Annotated in this window: 21 protein-coding genes; 12 read left to right on the top strand and 9 right to left on the bottom strand. The window is 48.0% G+C overall.

Annotated elements, in window-relative coordinates; genetic code table 11:
• Window positions 1–81 precede the first annotated feature (81 nt).
• The 4 genes from AAC052_RS04095 to lysA all read left to right on the top strand — a co-directional run bounded on the left by AAC052_RS04095 (window position 82) and on the right by lysA (window position 4,533).
• On the top strand, window positions 82–1,152 hold the full coding sequence (locus tag AAC052_RS04095; RefSeq protein WP_339811177.1) for an LD-carboxypeptidase: 1,071 nt from the start codon (window positions 82–84) through the stop codon (window positions 1,150–1,152).
• Window positions 1,153–1,157: 5 nt separating this feature from the next.
• Complete coding sequence (locus AAC052_RS04090; protein WP_339811175.1) at window positions 1,158–2,168, top strand: dipeptide epimerase; 1,011 nt, start codon at window positions 1,158–1,160, stop codon at window positions 2,166–2,168.
• Window positions 2,169–2,174: 6 nt separating this feature from the next.
• Window positions 2,175–3,239, top strand: a complete 1,065-nt coding sequence (locus AAC052_RS04085; RefSeq protein ID WP_339811173.1) for an aminotransferase class I/II-fold pyridoxal phosphate-dependent enzyme — start codon at window positions 2,175–2,177, stop codon at window positions 3,237–3,239.
• 130 nt (window positions 3,240–3,369) lie between these two features.
• Window positions 3,370–4,533, top strand: a complete 1,164-nt coding sequence (gene lysA / locus AAC052_RS04080) for a diaminopimelate decarboxylase (RefSeq protein ID WP_339811170.1) — start codon at window positions 3,370–3,372, stop codon at window positions 4,531–4,533.
• A 30-nt stretch (window positions 4,534–4,563) separates the two neighbouring features.
• Here the strand turns inward: lysA and AAC052_RS04075 are convergent, their stop codons facing one another.
• The 5 genes from AAC052_RS04075 to AAC052_RS04055 all read right to left on the bottom strand — a co-directional run bounded on the left by AAC052_RS04075 (window position 4,564) and on the right by AAC052_RS04055 (window position 11,220).
• Complete coding sequence (locus tag AAC052_RS04075; RefSeq protein WP_339811168.1) at window positions 4,564–4,761, bottom strand: hypothetical protein; 198 nt, start codon at window positions 4,759–4,761, stop codon at window positions 4,564–4,566.
• A gap of 78 nt (window positions 4,762–4,839) precedes the next feature.
• Window positions 4,840–6,294 carry a sulfatase gene (locus AAC052_RS04070; protein ID WP_339811166.1) on the bottom strand — a complete coding sequence of 485 codons (1,455 nt, stop codon included), beginning with the start codon at window positions 6,292–6,294 and terminating at the stop codon, window positions 4,840–4,842.
• A gap of 245 nt (window positions 6,295–6,539) precedes the next feature.
• Window positions 6,540–7,292, bottom strand: coding sequence for an MBL fold metallo-hydrolase (locus AAC052_RS04065; protein ID WP_339811164.1), 753 nt, complete (start codon window positions 7,290–7,292; stop codon window positions 6,540–6,542).
• Between the two features lie 537 nt (window positions 7,293–7,829).
• On the bottom strand, window positions 7,830–9,917 hold the full coding sequence (locus tag AAC052_RS04060) for a glycoside hydrolase family 3 N-terminal domain-containing protein (protein WP_339811163.1): 2,088 nt from the start codon (window positions 9,915–9,917) through the stop codon (window positions 7,830–7,832).
• A 151-nt stretch (window positions 9,918–10,068) separates the two neighbouring features.
• The gene (locus AAC052_RS04055; protein ID WP_339811161.1) at window positions 10,069–11,220 is read right to left on the bottom strand and encodes a helix-turn-helix domain-containing protein; all 1,152 of its coding nucleotides are present in this window, start codon (window positions 11,218–11,220) and stop codon (window positions 10,069–10,071) included.
• A gap of 187 nt (window positions 11,221–11,407) precedes the next feature.
• On the opposite strand from AAC052_RS04055, the gene AAC052_RS04050 reads away from it, so the two are divergent.
• The 4 genes from AAC052_RS04050 (at window position 11,408) to AAC052_RS04035 (ending at window position 13,791) form a co-directional block, all read left to right on the top strand.
• On the top strand, window positions 11,408–11,776 hold the full coding sequence (locus tag AAC052_RS04050) for a hypothetical protein (RefSeq protein ID WP_317491552.1): 369 nt from the start codon (window positions 11,408–11,410) through the stop codon (window positions 11,774–11,776).
• Window positions 11,777–12,337 (top strand): RNA polymerase sigma factor, encoded by a 561-nt coding sequence (locus AAC052_RS04045; protein WP_339811157.1) that lies wholly within the window; start codon window positions 11,777–11,779, stop codon window positions 12,335–12,337. It abuts the gene before it with no gap.
• Complete coding sequence (locus tag AAC052_RS04040) at window positions 12,334–12,687, top strand: hypothetical protein (protein WP_339811155.1); 354 nt, start codon at window positions 12,334–12,336, stop codon at window positions 12,685–12,687. The genes AAC052_RS04045 and AAC052_RS04040 overlap by 4 nt, the downstream gene beginning before the upstream one ends.
• Before the next feature lie 255 nt (window positions 12,688–12,942).
• Window positions 12,943–13,791, top strand: coding sequence for a DUF2306 domain-containing protein (locus AAC052_RS04035; protein ID WP_339811153.1), 849 nt, complete (start codon window positions 12,943–12,945; stop codon window positions 13,789–13,791).
• A gap of 31 nt (window positions 13,792–13,822) precedes the next feature.
• Here the strand turns inward: AAC052_RS04035 and AAC052_RS04030 are convergent, their stop codons facing one another.
• The 4 genes from AAC052_RS04030 to AAC052_RS04015 form a co-directional block, all read right to left on the bottom strand.
• Window positions 13,823–14,080: a type II toxin-antitoxin system RelE/ParE family toxin gene (locus AAC052_RS04030; RefSeq protein ID WP_339811150.1), complete on the bottom strand. Its 258-nt coding sequence runs from the start codon at window positions 14,078–14,080 to the stop codon at window positions 13,823–13,825.
• A complete protein-coding gene (locus tag AAC052_RS04025; RefSeq protein ID WP_151999994.1) occupies window positions 14,080–14,274 on the bottom strand; it encodes a hypothetical protein in 195 nt (64 codons plus the stop codon). Before AAC052_RS04025 ends, AAC052_RS04030 begins: the two co-directional genes overlap by 1 nt.
• Window positions 14,275–14,430: 156 nt before the next feature.
• Window positions 14,431–15,357, bottom strand: a complete 927-nt coding sequence (locus AAC052_RS04020; protein WP_339811146.1) for an alpha/beta hydrolase — start codon at window positions 15,355–15,357, stop codon at window positions 14,431–14,433.
• Window positions 15,358–15,395: 38 nt separating this feature from the next.
• Entirely contained in the window at window positions 15,396–15,986 is a 591-nt protein-coding gene (locus AAC052_RS04015) for a TetR/AcrR family transcriptional regulator (protein ID WP_339811143.1), read from the bottom strand.
• Window positions 15,987–16,083: 97 nt separating this feature from the next.
• Between AAC052_RS04015 and AAC052_RS04010 the strand changes: the two genes are divergently transcribed.
• The 4 genes from AAC052_RS04010 to AAC052_RS03995 all read left to right on the top strand — a co-directional run bounded on the left by AAC052_RS04010 (window position 16,084) and on the right by AAC052_RS03995 (window position 22,370).
• On the top strand, window positions 16,084–17,139 hold the full coding sequence (locus tag AAC052_RS04010; RefSeq protein WP_339811140.1) for a hypothetical protein: 1,056 nt from the start codon (window positions 16,084–16,086) through the stop codon (window positions 17,137–17,139).
• A 102-nt stretch (window positions 17,140–17,241) separates the two neighbouring features.
• The gene (locus AAC052_RS04005) at window positions 17,242–19,953 is read left to right on the top strand and encodes a DUF1553 domain-containing protein (RefSeq protein ID WP_339811137.1); all 2,712 of its coding nucleotides are present in this window, start codon (window positions 17,242–17,244) and stop codon (window positions 19,951–19,953) included.
• Between the two features lie 2 nt (window positions 19,954–19,955).
• On the top strand, window positions 19,956–21,443 hold the full coding sequence (locus tag AAC052_RS04000) for a DUF1501 domain-containing protein (protein WP_339811134.1): 1,488 nt from the start codon (window positions 19,956–19,958) through the stop codon (window positions 21,441–21,443).
• A gap of 9 nt (window positions 21,444–21,452) precedes the next feature.
• Window positions 21,453–22,370: a TIM barrel protein gene (locus AAC052_RS03995; RefSeq protein WP_339811131.1), complete on the top strand. Its 918-nt coding sequence runs from the start codon at window positions 21,453–21,455 to the stop codon at window positions 22,368–22,370.
• Window positions 22,371–22,386 lie beyond the last annotated feature (16 nt).

The raw sequence follows: 22,386 nt of genomic DNA, 5'->3' as shown, positions 1-22,386 counted from the left end.
GCGATGAAATGAGGCTTTATCTTGATGGGTGGATTGCCATATCATCCAAACTTTTGTTAGTTTTCCGCTTAATTAGCGCTCATGGACAGAAGAAAGTTTATTGCTGGAAGTTTGGCAACGGCCGGAGGCGGAATGCTGTTGCCAACAATGGCTAAAGCTGAAGGTAAAGCTACAACATCAGGCACCTGGCCAACACGGGTCATCAAACCAAAGAAGCTGACCAAAGGAGATACAATGGGCCTTATCACCCCTTCGAGTGCCATCTCCCGGGGATCCTTTGAGAGCACACTTGAGAACATGGAAGCCCTTGGTTTTAAGGTGAAGTACTCCGACAATATGAGGGTGCGTAAAGGCTTCCTGGCAGGCACCGATCAGCAGCGGCTTGACGACCTTCATGCCATGTTTGCCGATACTTCAGTAGACGGCATTTTCTGCGCCAGAGGTGGCTATGGAGCGGGAAGACTTTTGCCAGCGGTTGATTATGACTTGATTGCGTCCAATCCCAAGCCCTTTATTGGTTACAGTGACATTACGGCGCTTCATTTTGCGATATTCAATAAGACCGGGTTGGTGACTTTTCATGGCCCTGTAGGCGCCTCCAACTTCACCGACTACACCGCTGGCAGCTTTGAAGATACGCTCATCAAAGGCAAAGGGAAGATAAAGATTGAGCAGGCAAAAGAAGACCGGGACAAGCAGGAAGACTATATTCAGATTTATTCAATTTCAGAAGGGGTGGCAAAAGGAGAGTTGGTAGGAGGCAATTTGAGCTTAGTTAGCTCACTTACCGGCACACCATTCGATCTCGATTTCACTGGTAAGCTGGTTTTTCTGGAAGAAGTAGGAGAGTCGCCCTATCGTGTCGACAGGATGCTTACACAGCTTTTGCTAGCCGGTAAACTACAGGCTGCAAAAGGCATCGTCCTGGGTGTGTTCAACGACTGCGATGAAAAAGATACTGACCCTGATTTTGGCGACAAAACGTCGCTGAGAGAAACACTTGCGGAGCGCCTAGGCGGATTGGGAATACCCGTTTTGTATGGAATGTCTTTTGGGCACGTGTCCAATATTGCGACGCTTCCGATGGGCATCTCTGCCGAGCTCGATACTTACAAACAATCGTTGACCCTTCTAGAAGAATCCGTTCTCTAAGTTTTATGATAGTTACATACCATCCTGTCAAAATGCCTCTGAGGCATACATTTACCATTGCGCACGGCTCCACCAGTGTGCAGGAGTCTTTCATTGTAGAGCTGAGCCACGACGGTAAAAGCGGCTTTGGCGAGGCAACAGCCAACCCATACTATGGAGTGACAGTTCCTAAAATGACCGAGCAGCTAGAAAGTGTACGTTCATTAATCGAGTCAGGGAGTTGGAAAACACCTGAGGAGTTTCATCAGGCCCTGCTTAGCACGGGAAAATTGAAAGCCTTCACCCTTTGTGCCCTCGATCTGGCGTTCAATGACCTGTACGGAAAGTTGCAGGGCAAGCCTTTATACAAAATATGGGGACTGGATGGGAGCAAAGGGCCTATTTCAAATTACACGATTGGCATCGATACGGTAGAAAACATGGTGGCCAAAATGAAGGAAGTTCCCTGGCCATTGTACAAAATAAAGCTGGGCACGAAAGAAGACATCCGGATCATTGAAGAGCTACGCAAAAACACCGATGCTGTGTTTAGGGTTGATGCTAATTGTGCCTGGGGAGTAGACGAAACTATCGCCAATAGTAGGGCCTTGAAAAAATTGAATGTGCAGTTCATCGAGCAGCCTTTGAAGGCTGATGATCTTGATGGAATGAAAAGAGTGTTTGCCGAAAGTGAGCTGCCTGTAATAGCCGATGAAAGTTGCCAGGTAGAAGCGGATGTGGACAAGTGCTTTAATCATTTTCATGGCATCAACATCAAGCTGACCAAATGCGGAGGACTTACGCCAGCCAGAAGAATGATCGCCCGGGCACGGGAGCTGAACATGAGCGTGATGATGGGCTGCATGACAGAATCTTCTGTCGGTATTTCTGCCATAGCGCAGGTAGTGCCCTTGCTCGACTATGTGGATATGGATGGTGCATTGCTGTTGGCGGAAGATCCTGCCAATGGTGTACAGGTTACTCCGAGTGGACTGATTTTTCCCAACGAAAATGGCACAGGTGCCAGCCTTAAGTAGAAACGAATGATGCGGTCAGAGGAATTTCCAGGGAGAACGCTGCATGTCAATGGTAAAGAAATGCTTTATTTCAGCGGCACTTCTTACCTCGGCCTGTCGGTTGATAAAGAATACCAGGAGCTCATCAAAGAGGGGGTAGACAAATACGGAGTGCATTTTTCCGGTTCCAGGAATGGCAACGTGCAGTACCGTCTCTTTGAAGCGGCCGAGCGCCACATAGCTGACTGGTTATCGACAGGCGATGCTGTGGTCACCTCGTCTGGCTTTGCCTCTGGACAGCTCCTGATCAAGGTGCTGCAAGACATGGAATGGAGCATGGAATATGCGCCCGGCTGTCATCCAGCACTTTGGAGGAATTCAGATGACGCTACCAATGGTGACTTCATCAGCTGGTCAACGATGATCAGGGTGCAGCTGGAAGGAATGCTGCCTCGCCGGATGGTCTTACTTTGCAATTCCACTGATCCGCTTTTTTGCAACCCCGTTAACTTCGACTGGCTCACTGACATTTCCACCCTGCACGAAGTGCTGCTGGTGGTCGACGATTCGCACGGCATTGGGCTGACCGGGAAGGACGGAGAAGGGGTGGCGTCGCAGCTTCGGAAGTTACCGTCGCATGTGCAGTGGGTGGTGACTTCCTCGCTGGGCAAAGCACCCGGACTGGCGGCGGGTTTTATCGCAGGCTCTCATAACCTGATCAAGAAGATCCGCCAATCACCATGGTTTGTGGGAGCCGCTCCGTCGGCACCCGCATTTCTCCATGCGCTCCTGAAAGGAGGTAAGATAAGAGCTCGTCAGTTGCAAAAGCTCCGTAAGTTTCAGATGCCATTTGGGAGCCATTCGCTGGTAAAGCAGCACTTTAATTTTCAACCTGTGTTGCCTGTTTTCTTTTCGAAAAGCCAGCCGCTTTACACTTACCTGCTGAGTAGGAACATCATCATTTCCCATTTTCCATATCCTAAGCCAACGTCCGGCCCAATCAGCAGAATCATTCTGCATGCGGCCTTGGATCCGGCTGATATTGGAAATCTGTTGGAGGAGATCAAAACATTTTATGAGGACTTCCAATAGGCTGCTATCTTTGCAGCTTCCCGCAGGTTTTTATGCCTGAAAGTACTCATAGATGAAATCTATAACTATTTTGTAATCATCTTTTAATCAATTAGTTAATTTCCATTATTTAAAGTAAAATTTAGTTCTAATGGCCGATATCACTTCTTTGCTTGGCAGTATCCAAAATATACCCACCCCCTTCTATTTCTATGACCTGGAGCTACTCGGAAAGTCGTTGGATGAGGTAAAAAAACACGGATTGAGCAAGGGCTATAAGGTGCACTATGCGATGAAAGCCAATGCGAATCCACGCATATTAGAAATCATCAGGCGGTACCATTTGGGCGCCGATGCAGTGAGTGCCAATGAGGTAAAGGCAGCTTTGGCTGCTGGTTTTCCGAAGGAGGAAATTGTATTTGCAGGCGTAGGAAAATCGGACGAGGAGATCATTGTTGGACTGAGCAACGACATCTTTTGTTTCAACTGCGAGTCGGCTCAGGAGGTGGAAGTGATCAATGAGCTGGCGGGTAAGATGGGCAAGAAGGCAAAGATCGCATTGCGGATCAATCCGAATGTGGACGCTAAAACGCACCACTACATTACCACTGGCATGAAGGAGAATAAATTCGGGTTGCCTCCCAAAGAGATCGACGAGGTGATTGACAAGCTGCCTCAACTTGCCAACATACAGTTAACCGGAATCCATTTTCATATTGGTTCTCAGGTGACGAGTTTGGAGAGCTACACACAACTTGCCCAGCGGGCCAACGACTTCAACGTTTACTTCCGCAGTAAGGGAATCGAGCTCCAGCATGTGAACGTTGGTGGTGGCTTAGGCATCGACTATGTGGAGCCCAAAACGAATCCCGTGCCTGACTTCAAGAGCTACTTCGAGGTATTTGAAAAACAAATGAAACTGGCGCCTGGCCAGGAGCTGCATTTCGAATTGGGCAGGGCCATTGTGGGGCAATGCGGCAGCCTCATCAGCAAAGTGCTTTACAACAAAGAGGGAGAGACCATCAAGTTCCTGATTATCGACGCAGGCATGACAGAACTCATCCGCCCGGCCCTGTATCAGGCGGAGCACTTTATTGAAAACATCACTTCGCAAAGCCAGGCATTCGAAACTTACGATGTGGTAGGTCCTATTTGCGAATCGTCAGATGCCTTCCGGAGAGGCATTGAGCTGAAGCAGAGCAAAAGGGGAGACCTGCTGGCCATCCGTTCTGCCGGCGCATATGGTGAGGTGATGATGAGCAGGTACAATTTGCGGGACAATGCGAAGACGTATTTTGATGTAGATTTTAGTTAGGGTCAATAAGTACGGGAAACGAAACTGCATTTAACCGCCTAGCTTGTCAGTTATTTCGCCTTCCAAAACTAGCTCAGATCGATCAACGTCCCTGATAAGCAACGATAAACCTAAGTCCTCAGCCTCTTCATCAGATAGTACTTTAGCGTCGATGCCCAGCTTTTGCAGCAACTCTGATAGGAAGCGAAGCTCTTTTTCGCTTTTAGGATTTACTACGATAGAACTCATAGGTTAAATATAGAAAATAGGTCTGACAGAAACCAGCATTGGTTGGCGGTAAAGAACGTTTAAAGGTCTTGCTGAGTTTTACTCCTGATCTTCCCTACTGACCCGCCCCGGCTCCCTGTTCTCCGTTCCTTCCACACCTCTTATGCTGTCGCCAAGTTTTGCTCTCATGCCATCGGCCAGCTTCAATAGCCTGTCTACCACTTCTGGATTAGCCGCTGCTACGTCGGCGGTTTCTTCCATATCTGCGTCAAGGTCGTACAGTTCTGGCTTTGTCACCTCTGCTTGTTCATAGTCGATAGGTAAGCCGTCGTTGGTGCCTTCATGGCCGTTCAGGGTTCGGTAAGTGTGGGGTAGGTAAAGTTTCCATTTTCCACTTCTTACAGCCTGCAATTCGTTCACTCTGTAATAAATGAAATACGCTTCGTGAGGTGAGTCTTTGGTTTGTCCAGTTAGTATCGGCCAAACGTCCTTCCCGTCGATTGTCTTTTCTGGCATAGTGCCGCCCGCTAGTTTCGCTATGGTAGGTAGCAGGTCAATCGTCATCATCGGTGTGTTGATCACGCTGCCGGCAGGTATTTTGCCGGGGAACCTCATGATGGCTGGTTCACGGATGCCGCCTTCCCAGCTGGTGCCTTTGCCTTCTCTCAGCGGATAGGCCGAACCTGCATGTCCACCGTATGACAGCCAGGGGCCATTATCGGATGTGAAGATCACTAATGTATTGTCGTCGAGGCCGTTCTCTTTCAAAGCGGCCAGTATTTGCCCCACCGACCAGTCGATTTCCATGATCACATCGCCATAGAGCCCACGTTCCGATTTGCCTTTGAACTTGTCAGATACAAACAAAGGCACGTGTGGTTGCGGATGTGGCACGTACAAAAAGAATGGCTTGTCCTTATTGCGTTTGATAAAATCGACGGCATGTTCCGTTAGCTGGGTGGTCAGCTGGCTTTGACCTTCCAACGTATCGATTATTGTTTCGTTTTCATACAAAGGGAGCGGCGGAAAATTGAATACCGTTCCTTGCCAGGGGTGATTAGGCCACATGTCGCCGGAGTAGGGAATGCCAAAGTACTCGTCAAAGCCCTGGCGTGTCGGCATGAACTCCGGCTCATCGCCTAGGTGCCATTTGCCGTAGATAGCCGTTGCGTATCCCTCTGCCTTTAGCACTTCGGCAAGGGTTGTTTCGTCGGGGTTGAGACCGATTTTCGATTCCGGCCCCAGGGCATTATGAATACTGACCCTGTTGGAATAGCAACCAGTGAGCAACGCAGCTCTGGAAGCTGAGCACACCGCCTGGGCGACATAGAAGTTGGTCAGCTGGGCACCTTCCTTCGCCATTTGATCCAGATTGGGCGTGTTAAACCCTTTGGCGCCAAAAACACCCACATCGTTGTAGCCCTGGTCGTCGGTGAAAATGATGACGATATTGGGCTTGGTAGGAGTCTCTTGTTCTTCAGTCTGGGGTTTGGTTTGGCAGGCGCTGAGAAGTAATAGGCCTGCTGCGAATAGGTAGGTGTTTTTCAATGCCACAACTAGGTTTTTTTTGTTCGAAGTCTTTCAACGAAGTCAAAGTAATGAAAAATGAATGAAGTTTATTCTGCTTTGTGATGGGCGATAATAGAAAAGGTCTGTCGGGGGACAGACCTTGGCGAAGTGGTAGTGGTGCCCACAGCATTAGCTGGTGGCACCAAACTCATGTTGAATGGCCATTAAAAAAGGCCTGCCGGGGGACAGGCCTTGGTGATGTTATAAAAGCTGGAAAGGCTTAATGTCAATTACTGCGCTGGATACCACTGTCTCAGTCTTACGTCAACTTTACTGGCTCCTTTATTTACTAATGATTTGAACTTCTCAACATCACTCAATCCGCCTTGTCCACGGTAATGGTAAGGATATACGATGCCAGGCTTGAAATCGATCACTGCACTGGCGGCCGCATCCACGTCCATGGTATAGGGGAGGTTCATGCAAACGAAGGCCACATCGATGCCTTTCAGGTTACGCATTTCGGGTATGTCGGATGTGTCGCCGGACAGGTAAACATTCTTGCCACCGAAATTGACGATGTAGCCATTGCCCCTGCCTTTGGTATGGCGGGAGTCAGCGCTTTCGGGTAGGTTGTACATCGGAATGGCTTTGATATTGAGCCCTATTTGGTCAGTGCTTTGGCCATTGCCAATGATCACCAATTGGCTTTTGTTTTTCTCGGCGATTTGGTCAGCGACGGCTTGTGGCACCACAATCTTCGCTTTGGAAAGATCCAGCCCGTCCAGTGTTTCCTGGTTCAGGTGGTCGCCGTGGATGTCTGTAATAAGGATCAGGTCAGGAGCGGGGAGGCCTTTGAACAGGTCAGCGCCGCCATAAGGGTCGACAAACACTGTCAGGTTATTCCATTGGAATGCTACAGTTCCATGGGTAATGGGGGTGATGGTCAGGTCTCCTTTATTGGTTTTGATCTTGTCGGACTGGCTGAAGGCAAGGAACGGAACAAGCATCAAAGAGAAAGCGTAGGTGAGTATCTTTTTCATAGTTTTTGGTTTTTATACTCCTTAGAACTGGTTGAAGACGCTATATGTTTTAGCAAAAATCCATATTTAGCGTAAAGTAATTTTAGTGAGATAATGGGAGTTATCAAAGGTAAGTTTGACGATATACGACTTGTCTGACGTGCGAAATTTAATAGTGAGGCGTAGCTTTTCACTAGCTATAGTATTTCTAGGCAGTGCATTAAACGGCTCTTCTACAAGGTACTTTCTTCTCATGTAAAACCTGTCGATTTTATATATGCCCTGTCCGTTTCAAGTATTGCGCTTATTCGCCTCATGTATTGCTGTTATCCGCCTCGTGTTAAGCGCTTATGAGGGGGTGAGACAAGCGCTTAACAGGTACCGGGATAAGCGCTTATCACATAGGGAGACAAGCGCTTATGAGGTACCCACGCAAGCGCTTATCATTTCACGAGAGGCGACTTTCGTGTAAAACACCCTTTCTGGCATTTTGAAGTAGTTTTTGCAGTTGCCAGTTGCACTCGCAATGTACCTGTCCATTCTTTCACCGCCGAGGCATCATTTCTTATAACTCAAACCTTCATCATAGTTAAACAAGGCGTAACCATCTGCTTCCAGGTAGCCCGGAACGTCCTCCAGGTTGTTCTCGACTGCTTCGTCAGAAACTGGTGTTGAAAAGGGCATTTTACCTGCTGGGTTAAACTTGCCTGTGATCACATCCAGTAGAGCTTCCGGTGTGGTGCCGAAGGTGGCAAAAACACCGACTACGTTCCCCTTGTTGGTATCATTGTAGATTTCATCTATCACCCAGGGATTCGTATAGTCAATTACCAAAATGGTAGGAACAGTGCCAATCACTTCCTTAATGTGGCCTACATCAATTCCTTTCTTTGAAAGTGAAACTGAAATGGGTGCTCCGTCCGAGTTGAAGACTGAGTTAGAAGGAATGATCCACTGTATGGCCAGGTCAGCTTCCGCAAGTGTTGTCACAAATTCTACTTCATGATTGCCGTCTGCTTCCATCATAAAGTTGGTCGATCCTTCTTCTTCGCCGCGGCCTGGCGACTGTAGGGTTTCTACATATATTTTTGTGCCTGCCTTAACAGGAAGTGTGCTGTTCTCGTTGCGAAGCATCACGATCGATTTTCTTAACGCCACCGCAGCTTTTTCTCTGAAGCGATCGCTGCCTACTGTTGCCTCTGCTGCGGCGACATCTACATACGGGTTTTCAAATAAGCCCAATGTGAATTTCTCTTTTAGCAGTAGAAGTACTGAGTTGTCGATCAAACTCATGTCTACCATCCCCTTATTGATGACTTCCAGCAGGTCGGCAGGATCAGAAACTCCTGAAATGATATTTGAACCGGCTTCCAATGCTTTTTTGTATCTCTCATGAATAGAAAGATCTTCCACTCCCCACACCATGCGTGTGATTGGGCCGGTGTCGGTATTGATGATGCCGGAAAATCCCATTTTCTCTCTTAACACACCTGTTATCACCGCTTTGTTGTACGAATAGCCTACTTCTTCAAATTCGGTACCCTTGGGCAGCGAATAATACGGCATAATAGCTGAAGTGCCAGCGTCAATGGCTGCCTGAAAGGGCAGGAGGTTGTCATAAAATCTGCCACCAGGGTATACTTGTTCTTTCCCCCAGTCGAAGTGAGAATCCTGGCCGCCCTTGCCTGATCCACCGCCTGGAAAATGCTTCATGGTCAGTGCGATGGAATTGGTATCCAACTTTGTTCCCTGAAAGCCAATCACTATCTCTTTGATCACCTGTGCGACCCATTCAGGGTTTTCGCCGAAAGTACCATCGACCCTCGACCAGCGAGGCTCGGTGGACAAATCAGCCATATACATGTATCCCTTTCTAATCCCGGCTGCCAGCCATTCCTGGCGTGAGTCACTGGCAAATTCACGGATCAGGGCCAGGTCACGTGTAGCAGATAGGCCAAGCTCACCAGGCCAGGCAGTAAAAACGGAGGCGTTGAGTGCCGTACCGACCGATGCGTTGCTGGAAATGTGATTACGGGGATTGGAGGTAATGATGGCCGGAATACCTAGTGGCTCACTCTCACAAAGCTCCTGAAGCTTATTGTTCCATTCGGCGATCACTCCGGCACTTTCATTAAGTCGCAGGATAAAATGGCGGTTATGAAATTCCTTTACCCGTTGAGTTGTGCTGGTGACTTCGTTCATGGCGCCAATAAAATTGCCTGCACCAGCAGGTCGGTCATCTTTTACCTGCCCTTCGTCCAGGTCACTTGCCTGGTATTTTCCTTCGGAAATCTTAGCCTTCCGACTCCCGAGCATACTCAATGAGTTGATCGCCATAAAGCCTGCCTTTTCTTCCACCAACATTTTAGCAAGCAAATCCAGGCTTCTTTCTTCAGGCGTTAATCGCCAGTCTTCGTATTTGTCGAGTGTGCCGTTTTTATTAAGGTCTTTGAACTGAAAGCCATCCACTTCTATCAATTGAGCTGATCGGGTGCCTAGCGTGGGTTGAACAAAGCTGCTTTTCTCAGTACAGGACGCTAATAAAAATGTGGCCAGCCCAAATAAGACCGAAGTGCTGGAAGCTACAGCTCCCACATCGAACCTCTTCGGAGGTTGCTGAAATACACAGTTGATTGACGACTTCATAATTACGAGTGGTGTTTGATGACAAATTGAATATGTCTTGCCGCACTTGCGGAAAGAGATCAATCAAATTTATTCAGCAAAAATGTGGAAGGCGTACTAATGGATAAGTTGGTACTAGTAGTTGCTGAAGGATATCACTTGAGAGGGCGGGCTAACTGATTGACTGGCTGCGCCGATTGGTTGCCGGCTCAAGGCGTTGCTTGAATTCGGTGGGAGTGAGGCCCGTTTCGTCTTTGAAGATACGGTTGAACGACGTCTTGGCATTGAACCCACATTCCATAGCTATTCCAAGTACAGAGTAATGGTCGAAGGATGGGTCGGCCAGCATCTTTTTTGCTTCTTCCACCCGAAACTCGTTGATGAACTTATAGAAATTCTTTTTTTGGCCTGTGTTGATCACGTGTGACAATTTGTGCCTGGAAATAGCCAGGTCGTCGGCCATCATCTGCAGGTTGTAGTCTGGGTTACGGTAAGGTTTTTTGTCAACCAGGTAATTGGTCACCAACAAGGAGAGTTCATTCATCTGTTCGTCAGATAGAGGACTTCCAACGGCTTTTGATGCTGGTTCGCCGGGAGATACTTTTTGCAGAATCGGTTTCAGGTTTGGTCGTTCCTTGGAATAAATGGCAGATTGATTGATCCCGAAGTAGACCATAATAAATGTGAAAACTGTCAGGTTTAAAGACAGCGTTGTGTATGGCACAAGCGCTAAACCCAATATATTGTTAATAAAAAAACTAAAAAAGCTGGCCATGAACACTATCAGAAATAGGGACAACACAAAAATCAGCCAATTCAGCGAGTTTTTGCTGGAGTAATTAGAAAAGTAAAGGGGCATCTTCTTTCGATGCTTAACGATCAATTGCAAGCCCAGCAACCAGTAAGTAAAGGCTGAAATAATCAACAATGTATAATATACTTTATTGAAGAGGTATTGAGGGTTCTCTACTAAATCTGGGCTGCTGGAAATTGGCACTACATGAATGGTAGAGCGATGGATAGCTACCAGTAGGAAGGGTATCAAATGAATGAGCTGGCTGGGTTTGAGCCGAAAATCTTCTATGGTGAGCGAACCAACGTAGAGATAAAGCAGTGGGCCTGTGAGGAACATCAGTGGGAATATCCCCGGTTTGAAATACTCCACCACCTGAAACGGAAGCAGGGAGGCCCCCATAAATATAGCAATCACCGCCATCCAAATTGTTAGGAAAGTAAAGCTCAGGTGTCCCGGGCGTTTTGTTAAAAAAACAAGAACACCAAAAACCGATTGAACAAATCCAATGATATTGACTGTGTCAGACATCACGTATTTTGAATAGGTTGGTAAACTTGGCTTAATCTAATGCTTTCCTGAAAAGGGGAAAAGTAACCCATCAAGAACTTAAACAAGCCCCTAACCACTGGTGCTGTAATAAGCAGTTTGTGACTTTTCTCCTCTGCGATGTATCTAACAGGTAATTGAACAGAATCTTAACTTAACACACAAAAAAATGGATTTAATCAGAAAATTATTTGAGGCAGTGATTTGGCTTGGCTTCTTTGCCACTGTGTTCTTTGCTTACTACTACTACCTCAAGTTCAGAAACAGCGAAAAGATGCTTCTGATAGAAAAAGGCACCGACATATCCGAAGTGTATAAAAAGAGGGAAGTGCATTTTCCCTGGTTCATACTTGGCTACACTATATTGGGATGCTCGTTGGGATTTGCACTGGGCCTTGCTATTTTTCTTTACCTTAAGCAAACACAGGCAAATTTTCACAGCGATATTCTTCCATTCCTGTCTTTACCGCTAATGTTTCTGTTTGGGGCCATCGGGTTAATTGCCGGTAATAACATTGAAAGGAAGAAAAGGCAATAGATGGACGAATTCTATCTTCAGAAGGTGCTCAACGGTGATACAGCAGCATTCAAGTATTTTGTCACCACTTACAAGACATACGCTTTTTCGATGGCATATACCATTCTGAAAAGCCAATACATGGCGGAAGAAGCAGTACAAGAATCATTTATCAAAGCCTTTCAGAAATTGAACACCTTCCGAAGGGAGGCACAGTTTAAAACATGGTTGGGCCGCATTGTCATCAACGAGTCGTTGCGAAAGACAAAGCCTTCAAAGAGCCAGGACACGGTAACTATTGATGACCTGTCGGATGCCGAGATGGTTCAGGTCGAAAACACCTTGCAGTTGGTTGTGCAAAATGACCAGAGCAGGTGCATTTCTATGGCGCTGGAAAAATTGCCGACAGAGTATGCCCTGGCATTGGAGTTGTTCTATTTACAGGAGAACAGCATCAATGAAATCAGAACAATGACGGGATGGTCGGAATCTAAAGTGAAAATGCTGCTACTTAGAGGGAAAAAAGCCTTCTATGTTCATTTGAATAAGCTGTTAAAATCCGAAACAAGAGAGCTGCTATGACAACAGATAACGACAAATTCAAACAGTTGCTGGCCAAAAAAGACTTGCCTGTGCTTGACGACAACTTTGAAGAAATGGTCATGGATCAGATTCTCAAAGAAGAGTTACGAAGCTCAATTGCCGGGCAATACGTGAGAAAGATGTATGTTTTTTTTGGTGCCGGATTCGTACTTGGCCTGGTCGCTATGTTTTCAATTTCTAATGTGGTATTTTCCTGGGGAGAGTGGGAGGTGACCATCCCGCCGGTTGTGCTGCAGGTTCCCTTCGTTTTGCTTTTATTGTTTCTAATCGATCGCATCTACAAAGCCCGCAGGTTGAGCCGGGGTGAGATGGATGTACTTGATGATTAGTTATGCTCTCTTAAAGTAGCCGCAGTAATACTCCACTACCGACAAACACCTGAAAACCTCGCCAGGTCAGTGAAAGACCGTGGTTTACTTATCCTGTCACAATGGTCTGCGCTATCCCAGGCTCCTTCTCTGAGTTCTTCGTTTCCGGGTGAGCACCGTATTAGTGACAAGAAAAAACGGCAGTCGCCCATTAAAAAACACAAACTGTTTTAAATTGTAGCCAACTTTTTAATACATCAACTTTTTGATCAGCTAATGTCATTTTCCGAATCAGTTTCCAGCACACAGTCATCTCCCCAATCAGTCATCAGCGATAAAATACTCCAATGGACAAAGACCCTGCTCGTCACAATGGTGTGGGTGAGCGCAGGCCTTTTTGGTCTTTATATCCTGGCCTTCTATGCTGCTCCGCTGGCCGGAGGTAACCTGGACAAATGGAACGACCTGCTCCCCAATCTTTACCGGGAAGGTGACACCGCAGCCACTTCCGGTATTGGCCTGCACTTTGCCGCAGGGGGAATCATTCTCATTCTCGGAAGCATTCAACTGATTGATGCTGTCAGAAATAGTTACCCGGTGTTTCATCGTTGGGTTGGCCGTGTGTATGTTGTCGCCTGTTTGCTTGCTGCTGTTGGCGGGCTGACTTTCATCTTCGTAAGGAGCACCATTGGCGGCACGGTGATGGACATAGGCTTTGGGCTTTACGGTGTATTGATGTTCATTGCAGGCATTCAAACCTATAGGCACGCAGCCGCCCGCCGCATCGACCTTCACCGGGTATGGGCTTTGCGGCTCTACGCCCTGGCCATTGGCTCCTGGCTTTACAGGATGGACTACGGCTTTTGGTTCTCCTTTACCGATCGCCTTGGGCATACCGAGCATTTCACTGGTTTATTCGACCGGGTGATGGCTTTCTTCTTCTACTTGCCAAACCTGCTGGTGGTGGAGCTTTTTGTTCGTTCCCAAAAAGCCAACAGAACGGCCCTGTACAACTATGGTGTTGCTTCCATTCTGCTGCTTACCACGGGCTTTTTAGGGCTCGGCACTTATTATTTCACCAGGATGTACTGGGGGCCGGCGATTTTTGCGTGGTTGATGGGTTAGGAAGGCAAGAACCCAGTAATGAAAAGGAAGCTTACCTGTAGATATCCTTTCGATGCGCAATTCTCCTCACACTGATAATTTTGATCTTGTCTTCAATCGCATAAATTACTCTGTAGTCACCAACACGAATTCGCCACAGGCTTTCATTACTCCCCTTTAATTTTTTGCTGCCGTCCGGTCTGGGGTTTTCTGCTAGAGCGTCGATTGAAGAAGATATTTCATTTACTGCTTGACTTGGTAGCTTTAGGAGTTCCTTTCCCGCCTTCCGTTTGAAATTGATTTGGTACACTAGAGTTTGCCTTCTGCTTTTAGCTGTTTTTTCAGCTCTTCCCAGCTAATCTCATCATCATTCTTTCTGCTTTCTGAAATGACTACGTCCAGCAATTCTTCAATTTCACCCTGATGTTCTTCAAGTTGTTCAAGATCTATTTGGACGAAACGCTTTTTATTATTTTCGTCACTAATGAAGGTTACTCCTTTCATGGCAGGATTTTTCAAGATATAGTGTAAAGTTAACGAATTAATTTATTGGAGAAACGTAGAATGGCATTTGGTTTAGACTCTTTAATGGCGCTTGTTTTTAGGCTACGTGTGAATATGTGGTAGTTATTATGGGAGCCGAGTAAGCTCATTTTCTCATCAGACTTCAGCTTTTACCGCCACCGCATCCAGAATATACCCGATCACCTTCTCATCAGCAATAATCTGGTTATGGCTGGTGCCGGTTACATGCACGAAGGAAGACATCGGCAGCATTTCGTTGAGTTCGAGGCCCTTGGTGAAAGGTACTGTTTTGTCGTGCTCGTCGTAAATCATGTGCAGGTCGAGGTGCTGCAGATTGTCGGCCTTATTTCTGAGATCAAAATAGTCGATTGACTCATGGTAGTGTTTTTCTACCAATTCACACATTTCGGTGAACACCCGCTCTTTGCAGCCAACCTGGTCAATGATTTCCTGGAAGAAATACCGGGTGTACGGTGGCGTAGCAATAATAATTAAATGATTGGGATGGAAGGCGGTGCTCATTTCATTCACCGTCAGCCCGGCCGCCAATCCGCCGATGGAATAACCGACGACGGCATGGTAAGGGCCATTTCGTGAATAGTGGGTTTTTAGCACGTCCCGGATTTCTGGGAGTGCGGTATGAGTGCCCGCTGACAAGCCATGCCCCTTCATATCAACGCCTTCGACCGAATAGCCCTCCGCTACAAGTGTTTCAATCATCCGCCGGAAGTCAGCGATTTTGGAACCCCAGCCATGAGACAGCAAGATGGTTTTACCGTTGCTGGCGTCTGCGGGCAACCACCGGTAGGCCTTAAGGTCATTTCCCCTGTACTTGATGACGCTGATTTCGGCCTTTTCAATCAGGGCATTCTGCTTGTCGTTGAACCTCACTCTCGGGGTCTTGGTGAACTGGTTCCAGATAATGGAAGAGGTTAATTTAGGAGACACATGCTGTAGTGTAAGCAAACCCTTGATTAGCCATTCCATTTGTGCATTGGTCTTTTTGGCAGGCTTTTCAATTTTCTTTTCTTCGCCTGATGTTTGGATAAGTACTTTTTTCATAGCTATATACCGATTGGTATTTAATAGAGCAAAAAAATTTAAACTGTTATTGAATCAATGAGTGAATGAAGGTATTTCTTAACGACACCGTATGACTGCCCATCACCTTCGACCTTGGAAAGCACAATCGCCCCCTGGATTGAAGTATAAATCATCATACCAATAGCCTCGGCATTGACACTGGCATCAATTTGTCCTTCCCTGATACCACGGGCTAATATTTTGGTAATGGAGGTTTTCATGATACCGACGGATCGGATAGCTTTCGACCTCAGCTGCGGGTAATTGTCGTCTGCTTCTACGCTGGTATTAATGATCGGGCATCCTCCTGAAAAAGGTGGTGATTTTATGTACTCTTCGTGATAATTCACAATAGCTTTCAGCTTTAGTGGAGCTGTTGCTGCAGCGCTGATCCTTTCTTTCATTTCCTGCATCACCACTTCGATGGCATATTCGAAAGAAGCTTCCGCTACCTCATCCTTGTTTTTGAAGTTCCCGTAAATGGCCCCTTTGGTAATACCGGCGGCTTTGGTAATGTCCGACAATGATGTAGCCCGGTAACCCTGCGTATTGAACAGGGAGATGGCTTTCTCCACAATCAACTGTTTGGTTACCTCAGGGTTTCTCATAAGATACAAATATACCGATCGGTATTTTAAAATCAAAATACGGACTATCACACGAAAGGTTTCATAGAAGGAATAGAACATCTAATTTTGGCAGCTTATGCCAGACTTGAAGTTGTTGAACATTGACAGGGTGCCTGCTCAGGGGGTGAAAGAGCTGCTGGATAATAATGTCATTGGCACGCCGGGAAAGAGCATGATGTATCAGCACTTGCAGGCTGCAGAGAAGTATACGATCATTACTCAGCCATTTTTTGTCAGCCTGGTGCGCAGAAGCAAAGTGATAGCCACCTGTTGCTTTTGTAAACGGGAAGCAAGCAACAGAGGCGTGGTGGGCGAATCGTATTATGTGAGGTACTTTACCTTTCACCCTTCGTTGAGAAAACTGGGCGACAAGTACATAGAACGACCACAGGAAGACGGGGTGTTGCGTCGGGAGATTCGCTCGTTGCTTAGCGGTGCGGATTTTGAGGCAAAGGCTCCCCATTTTTTTTATGCGTACATCGATGGCGGAAATGTTAGATCAGAGGCATTTGTGAAGAGCTTCGGTTTTGAAAAGGTCGGTTCCTTTGTGTCGCTGGTCTTTAGCCGGTTCAATCCACGGTTGAGTAAAAACATTAAAAAGCTGTCGCCGGATGAATGGGGCGACTTTAAGCCCATGCTGCTGAGGTTTTACAGTGACCATGTGCTTGTAACGGACGAGAACCTTTTCTACAAAGAGAACTACTTTGTGGTCAGAGAGCAGGGAGAAATAGTGGCAGGCATTCAGGCAAATCCGGAGAATTGGCGGGTGCATGACATGCCGGGAAAGGCTGGTAAAGTGATGATAAATGTTTTTCCAAAAGTGCGACTGCTGAGCAAGATCTTTCACCCCAACTATCGTTTTGTCACTATCGAAGGGGTGTACTATAGGCCGGGCCACGAAAAGAAACTGGCTACACTACTGACACATGCGCTTGCAGCAAATGGAGTCTACTCGGCTGTCATTTGTATCGACCCGACTTCCAGGCTTTATCCTGTGATGCAATCATTGGGACTTGGGTTGGTGAGCAAGCTTCGCAAGCCGAAACGGGTGGATGTAGTCGTAAAATCGAATGGGGTAGACCTGGCTACGATGAAGGGACCGGTTTATGTGTCGGCTTTTGACGTGAGTTAAATTAAAGAGGTTACTCTATGCGCCTCCGCACAGAGTAACCTCTTTAATCCAATCCTCTGTCGCTTTTCCTCCGAATTTTTTGTAATTAGGGTGTCGTATTTTATGAAACACCTGCTTAACTACCGGTTCCTTATTTTGCCTGTCCTGGCCCTTGCAATAGGACTAGCCGTCTGGCAAATGTACCCCCGCAAAAAAGTCGACTTCAGCACGGAAGTCAAGCCCATTCTTAACCAGCATTGTATTACCTGCCATGGTGGTGTGAAAAAGAACGGTGGCTTTAGTGTGCTGTTCAGAGAAGAGGCCCTGGGTGATACCAAGTCAGGTAAGCCGGCTATTATCCCGGGTCATGCCGGCGAAAGCGAGCTAATGAGAAGGCTCCTGGCCAATGACCCTGAGGTGAAAATGCCTTACAAGAAGAAGCCGCTTTCTGACGAAGAAATTGACATTTTAAGAAGGTGGATTGACGAGGGAGCAGAATGGGGAGAGCATTGGGCCTATCAGCCGGTAGAGAAGCCAGAACTGCCGACCCCCAAGTCTTTTGCGTCTTTGAAGGAAAGTGAAGTGGCCGCTTCGGAACAACCTATAGACCTGTTCATAAGAAAAAAGCTTTCCGAGGTGGGTCTGCAGCCTTCACCGGAGGCACCGAAAGACATTTTGCTGCGAAGAGTAAGCCTGGATTTGACCGGCCTGCCACCGTCTGATGAGTTGGTAGAAGCTTTTCTGACTGAAGAGAACCCAATAACCTATGAAGAGGTGGTGGACGCATTACTGGCCGATCCGGCTTACGGAGAAAGATGGACAGCTATGTGGCTTGACCTGGCACGCTATGCCGACACTAAGGGCTACGAGCGTGATCCTGGTCGGGAAATCTGGCATTACCGTGACTGGCTGATCAAGGCGTTCAATGAGGACAAGCCTTACGACGACTTTCTTACTGAGCAGCTGGCAGGAGACCTTTTACCCGATCCCACCGATGACCAGCTCATTGCCACAGCCTTCCACCGAAATACCATGACCAACGATGAAGGCGGCACGGATAATGAAGAGTTCAGAGTAGCTGCCGTGCTTGACCGTGTCAATACTACCTGGGAGGTGCTGATGGGCACTACTTTCGCCTGTGTGCAGTGCCACAGTCACCCTTATGACCCAATCAGGCACGAGGACTATTATAGATTTGCCGCATTTTTCAATAATACGAGGGACGAAGACACTTATGACGAATATCCTTTACTGAGGCATTTTGAAGAAGAAGACAGCACCAAACTAGCCTCTCTGAAGAACTGGCTTGAAGAAAATGCGACGCCATCCAAAACGAAGGAAGTTGTCCAGTTTGTGAAAACCTGGCAGCCCGCCATCAATTCTATCACGGCCGACGAATTCGTCGATGCAGAGCTTGCCGATACTAAGTGGCTGGTGTTCCGAAATCATGGAGTGGCACGGCTGCCCAGCGTGGAGCTGACGGCCAGGAATTTACTCACTTACCGCTACCGAACCAATATAAAGGACGGCACCTGGACGATCAGACTGGACGACCGAAAAAGCGGTAGTGTGCTCAAAGAGCTGAAAATGAGAGATACGGGTGGTAAATGGGTAATCGACACACTTTCTTTTGCCGGTGTAGAAGGACGCCACCATGTTTATCTTTCCTACGAAAGCCCCAGCCTTACTAACCCGGCGGCCAACGGTATTTTCTTTGACTGGTTTCATTTCTCCAGCCAGTTTCCTGGGGGTGAAGCGGCCGATGATGCCCAAAGTACTTATTGGGAGCTGGTGAACGCCAAAGTAGAGACAACGCCCATTATGGTGGAAAATCCTCCGGGGATGACAAGAGAAAGCCATGTGTTCGAAAGAGGCAACTGGCTGGTAAAAGGGGAGAAGGTGGAGCCCGGCGTTCCTGAAGTCTTCCCGGATTTGCCCGACGGAGCACCGGCAAACAGACTAGGCATGGCCATGTGGCTGACGGATCCTGCCAACCCACTCACAGCAAGAACGATCATTAACCGACTTTGGGAGCAACTATACGGTCAGGGATTGGCGGAAACGCTGGAGGATCTCGGCAGCCAGGGGATAGAGCCAACACATCCGGAGCTGCTGGATTACCTGTCGTGGCAGCTGGTGAATGAGCATGACTGGAGCCTGAAGCAAATACTGAAGACCATGGTGATGTCGGCCACCTACAGGCAAAGTTCAGTGGCAACCGACGACGTGCTTGAAAAAGACCAATTCAACCAATACTACGCAAGGGCACCACGTACCAGGCTCTCGGCAGAACAGCTGCGTGACCAGGCATTGGCAGTTAGCGGCCTGTTGAGTAGTAAAATGTATGGCCCGAGTGTGATGCCTTATCAACCTAAGGGAATTTGGAATTCTGCCTACTCCAACGCCGACTGGAAGCAGAGCGAAGGAGAGGACCAATACCGGCGTGGTGTGTATACTTACTGGAAGCGCACCAGTGCTTACCCGGCCATGCTCACTTTTGACGCCACTGCCAGAGAAGTGTGTGTGGCCCGCAGGATACGGACTAATACACCACTTCAAGCCCTGGTGCTGCTCAACGACTCTGTGTATGTGGAAGCTGCCCATCACTTAGCGCTCAAGATGAAGCAATCGGGAGAGTCGCCGGAGGATCATATCGACTATGGATACCGGGCGGCGATGAAAAAGCCTATCACGCCAGGTAAGCGGCAGACATTAGAAAACCTGTACAACCAAGCACTCAGAAGCTATGAAGGGGAGGAAGATGCTGAAACCCAGGCGATGCAATTGGTGGCCGCAGCCATTCTAAATTTGGATGAATTTGTAACGAGGAATTAGCCATGACCAACTACGAGAAACTGATTCATGAAGCGAACATAGAGCAGGCCAGGCTCAAAACCAGGCGGCACTTCCTCAAAGACTGCGGGATGGGCATGGGAGCCATGGCTTTATCGTCTGTTTTGTGGGGCTGCGACACAGGTTCCAATTTGAACTCATTTGCTTCAGGCAACCCGATGGCGCCAAAAGCGCCTCACTTTCCCGGACGGGTCAAGTCAGTGATTTATTTGCACATGGCTGGCGCTCCGTCACAACTGGAGCTTTTTGATTACAAACCCGAGCTACAAAAGCTCAATGGTCAAGACTGCCCTGCGTCATTCCTCGATGGGAAACGTTTTGCCTTTATTCGGGGGGTGCCCAAAATGCTGGGGCCTCAGGCCAATTTCAAGCAACGAGGCCAAAGTGGCGCCTGGATTTCTGATTTTCTGCCACACCTGCACAGCATTGCCGACGATATCACTTTTGTGAAGGCCCTGGAAACGGACCAGTTCAATCATGCTCCGGCTCAGCTGCTGATGCACACAGGCGGAGCCAGGCTTGGACGACCAAGCATGGGCTCCTGGGTGACTTATGGCCTGGGAACGGAGAACCAGAACCTGCCTGGCTTTGTGGTGCTCACCTCCGGTGGCAGCACACCCGATGCAGGGAAAAGCGTGTGGGGAAGTGGCTTTTTGCCAAGCGTTTATCAGGGGATTCAGTGCCGCTCAGTCGGCGACCCGGTATTGTTCATCAATAATCCGGACAATGTAACCCGTGATTTGCGCAAAGCATCAATTGATGCCATCAATAAAGTGAATCAGGAAACACATGAGGAGTTCAACGATCCGGAAACGTTGACTCGCATTTCTCAGTATGAGCTGGCTTTCCGCATGCAAATGTCGGCGCCGGAAGTGATGAATATCGATTCAGAGCCCCAGTATATCAAAGACATGTACGGAGTGACTCCTGGCAAGGCCAGCTTTGCCAACAATGTGCTGCTGGCTCGCAAGCTGGTGGAAAATGGGGTGCGTTTTGTGCAGCTCTACGACTGGGGCTGGGACACTCATGGCACAGGCCCGGACGCATCTGTTGGGGCTGGCCTGCAGGGCAAATGCAGGCAGGTGGACAGAGCCACAACAGCACTGATCCTTGATTTGAAACAACGGGGTCTGCTGGATGAAACACTGGTGGTGTGGGGGGGAGAGTTTGGCCGAACGCCGATGCTGGAAAACAGGGAGGGCAAGGCTAATCCTTACCTGGGCCGTGACCACCATGTGGAAGCATTCACCATCTGGATGGCCGGAGGTGGCATCAAGAAAGGCTTCAGCTTTGGGGAAACCGATGAGATAGGCTATGCAGCCGTGAAAGACAAAGCGCTTACATACGATATTCAGGCTACCATTCTTCACCAGTTGGGCTTTGACCATGAGAAGCTCACCTACCAATTCCAGGGACGCCCGTTCAGGCTGACTGATGTGCATGGAAGGGTGCTGACGGAGATTTTGAGTTGATCAATTTAGATGAAAAGAAGAGATTTTATTGGAACCACATTAGGGGCAGGCATAGGAGTGGGGCTGGCGGCCTCACCACTACTGGCCTCCAACCGAAAACAAACCAACACACCTGATATGAAGATTAAAATACTGGCTACCAACTGGGGAGATGGAGATACCATAGAGGACTTTTGCAAAAAAATCAAAAGCTATGGCTATGACGGGCTGGAGGTATGGTATCCAACCGATGCCGGAGATAGAGAAAGATTGGTGAATGCGACCAAAGCCAATGGATTAGCGTACGGCATTCTTGTGGGTGCATACCAGCCTGACTTTCAGCCTCATTTTGAACTCTTCGAAACGAATCTTCGGGCCGCTGCAAAGATGAAGCCTTTGTACATCAACTGTCACTCCGGCAAAGACTTCTTTTCCTACGAGCAAAACAAACAATTCCTTGACTTGACCAATAAGGTCAGCAAGGAGTCGGGCGTAGGCATTCACCACGAAACGCACCGCTCCCGCATCATGTACTCGGCTCCGGTTACCAGAAACTTCATCGAGAAAAACCCGGATCTGACATTGACGCTGGACATTTCACATTGGTGTAATGTACATGAGACTTTGCTGCAAGATCAAAAGGAAACGGTAGACATGGCTTTGCAATGCACCAGGCACATTCACCTTCGTGTCGGGCATCCGGAAAGTCCTCAGGTGAACGACCCAAGGGCGCCCGAATGGAAAGAGGCCCTTGAACAGCACCTGGCGTGGTGGGACAAGGTGATCGAGCTTCGGAAAAAGGCCGGTGCCGACACGATGACCTTCCTGACTGAATTTGGCCCGGCTGACTATATGCCTACCATTCCCTACACCAGACAACCCGTTGCCAACCAGTGGGACATCAATCGCTATATGCTAGAGTTGATCAGAAACCGATACACTTCATAACCCAGCTGCTCGGCTT

The sequence above is a fragment of the uncultured Imperialibacter sp. genome (assembly GCF_963974565.1).
Lineage (GTDB): Bacteria > Bacteroidota > Bacteroidia > Cytophagales > Cyclobacteriaceae > Imperialibacter > Imperialibacter roseus.
This window is presented reverse-complemented; position numbering and strand designations above follow the sequence as displayed.

Bases quoted from the DNA above. Each gene is read 5' to 3' on its own strand.
- AAC052_RS04095 (WP_339811177.1), top strand. From the start codon at position 82: ATGGACAGAAGAAAGTTTATTGCTGGAAGTTTGGCAACGGCCGGAGGC.
- AAC052_RS04090 (WP_339811175.1), top strand. From the start codon at position 1,158: ATGATAGTTACATACCATCCTGTCAAAATGCCTCTGAGGCATACATTT.
- AAC052_RS04085 (WP_339811173.1), top strand. From the start codon at position 2,175: ATGATGCGGTCAGAGGAATTTCCAGGGAGAACGCTGCATGTCAATGGT.
- lysA (WP_339811170.1), top strand. From the start codon at position 3,370: ATGGCCGATATCACTTCTTTGCTTGGCAGTATCCAAAATATACCCACC.
- AAC052_RS04075 (WP_339811168.1), bottom strand. From the start codon at position 4,761: ATGAGTTCTATCGTAGTAAATCCTAAAAGCGAAAAAGAGCTTCGCTTC.
- AAC052_RS04065 (WP_339811164.1), bottom strand. From the start codon at position 7,292: ATGAAAAAGATACTCACCTACGCTTTCTCTTTGATGCTTGTTCCGTTC.
- AAC052_RS04060 (WP_339811163.1), bottom strand. From the start codon at position 9,917: ATGAAGTCGTCAATCAACTGTGTATTTCAGCAACCTCCGAAGAGGTTC.
- AAC052_RS04055 (WP_339811161.1), bottom strand. From the start codon at position 11,220: ATGTCTGACACAGTCAATATCATTGGATTTGTTCAATCGGTTTTTGGT.
- AAC052_RS04050 (WP_317491552.1), top strand. From the start codon at position 11,408: ATGGATTTAATCAGAAAATTATTTGAGGCAGTGATTTGGCTTGGCTTC.
- AAC052_RS04045 (WP_339811157.1), top strand. From the start codon at position 11,777: ATGGACGAATTCTATCTTCAGAAGGTGCTCAACGGTGATACAGCAGCA.
- AAC052_RS04040 (WP_339811155.1), top strand. From the start codon at position 12,334: ATGACAACAGATAACGACAAATTCAAACAGTTGCTGGCCAAAAAAGAC.
- AAC052_RS04035 (WP_339811153.1), top strand. From the start codon at position 12,943: ATGTCATTTTCCGAATCAGTTTCCAGCACACAGTCATCTCCCCAATCA.
- AAC052_RS04025 (WP_151999994.1), bottom strand. From the start codon at position 14,274: ATGAAAGGAGTAACCTTCATTAGTGACGAAAATAATAAAAAGCGTTTC.
- AAC052_RS04020 (WP_339811146.1), bottom strand. From the start codon at position 15,357: ATGAAAAAAGTACTTATCCAAACATCAGGCGAAGAAAAGAAAATTGAA.
- AAC052_RS04015 (WP_339811143.1), bottom strand. From the start codon at position 15,986: ATGAGAAACCCTGAGGTAACCAAACAGTTGATTGTGGAGAAAGCCATC.
- AAC052_RS04010 (WP_339811140.1), top strand. From the start codon at position 16,084: ATGCCAGACTTGAAGTTGTTGAACATTGACAGGGTGCCTGCTCAGGGG.
- AAC052_RS04005 (WP_339811137.1), top strand. From the start codon at position 17,242: ATGAAACACCTGCTTAACTACCGGTTCCTTATTTTGCCTGTCCTGGCC.
- AAC052_RS04000 (WP_339811134.1), top strand. From the start codon at position 19,956: ATGACCAACTACGAGAAACTGATTCATGAAGCGAACATAGAGCAGGCC.
- AAC052_RS03995 (WP_339811131.1), top strand. From the start codon at position 21,453: ATGAAAAGAAGAGATTTTATTGGAACCACATTAGGGGCAGGCATAGGA.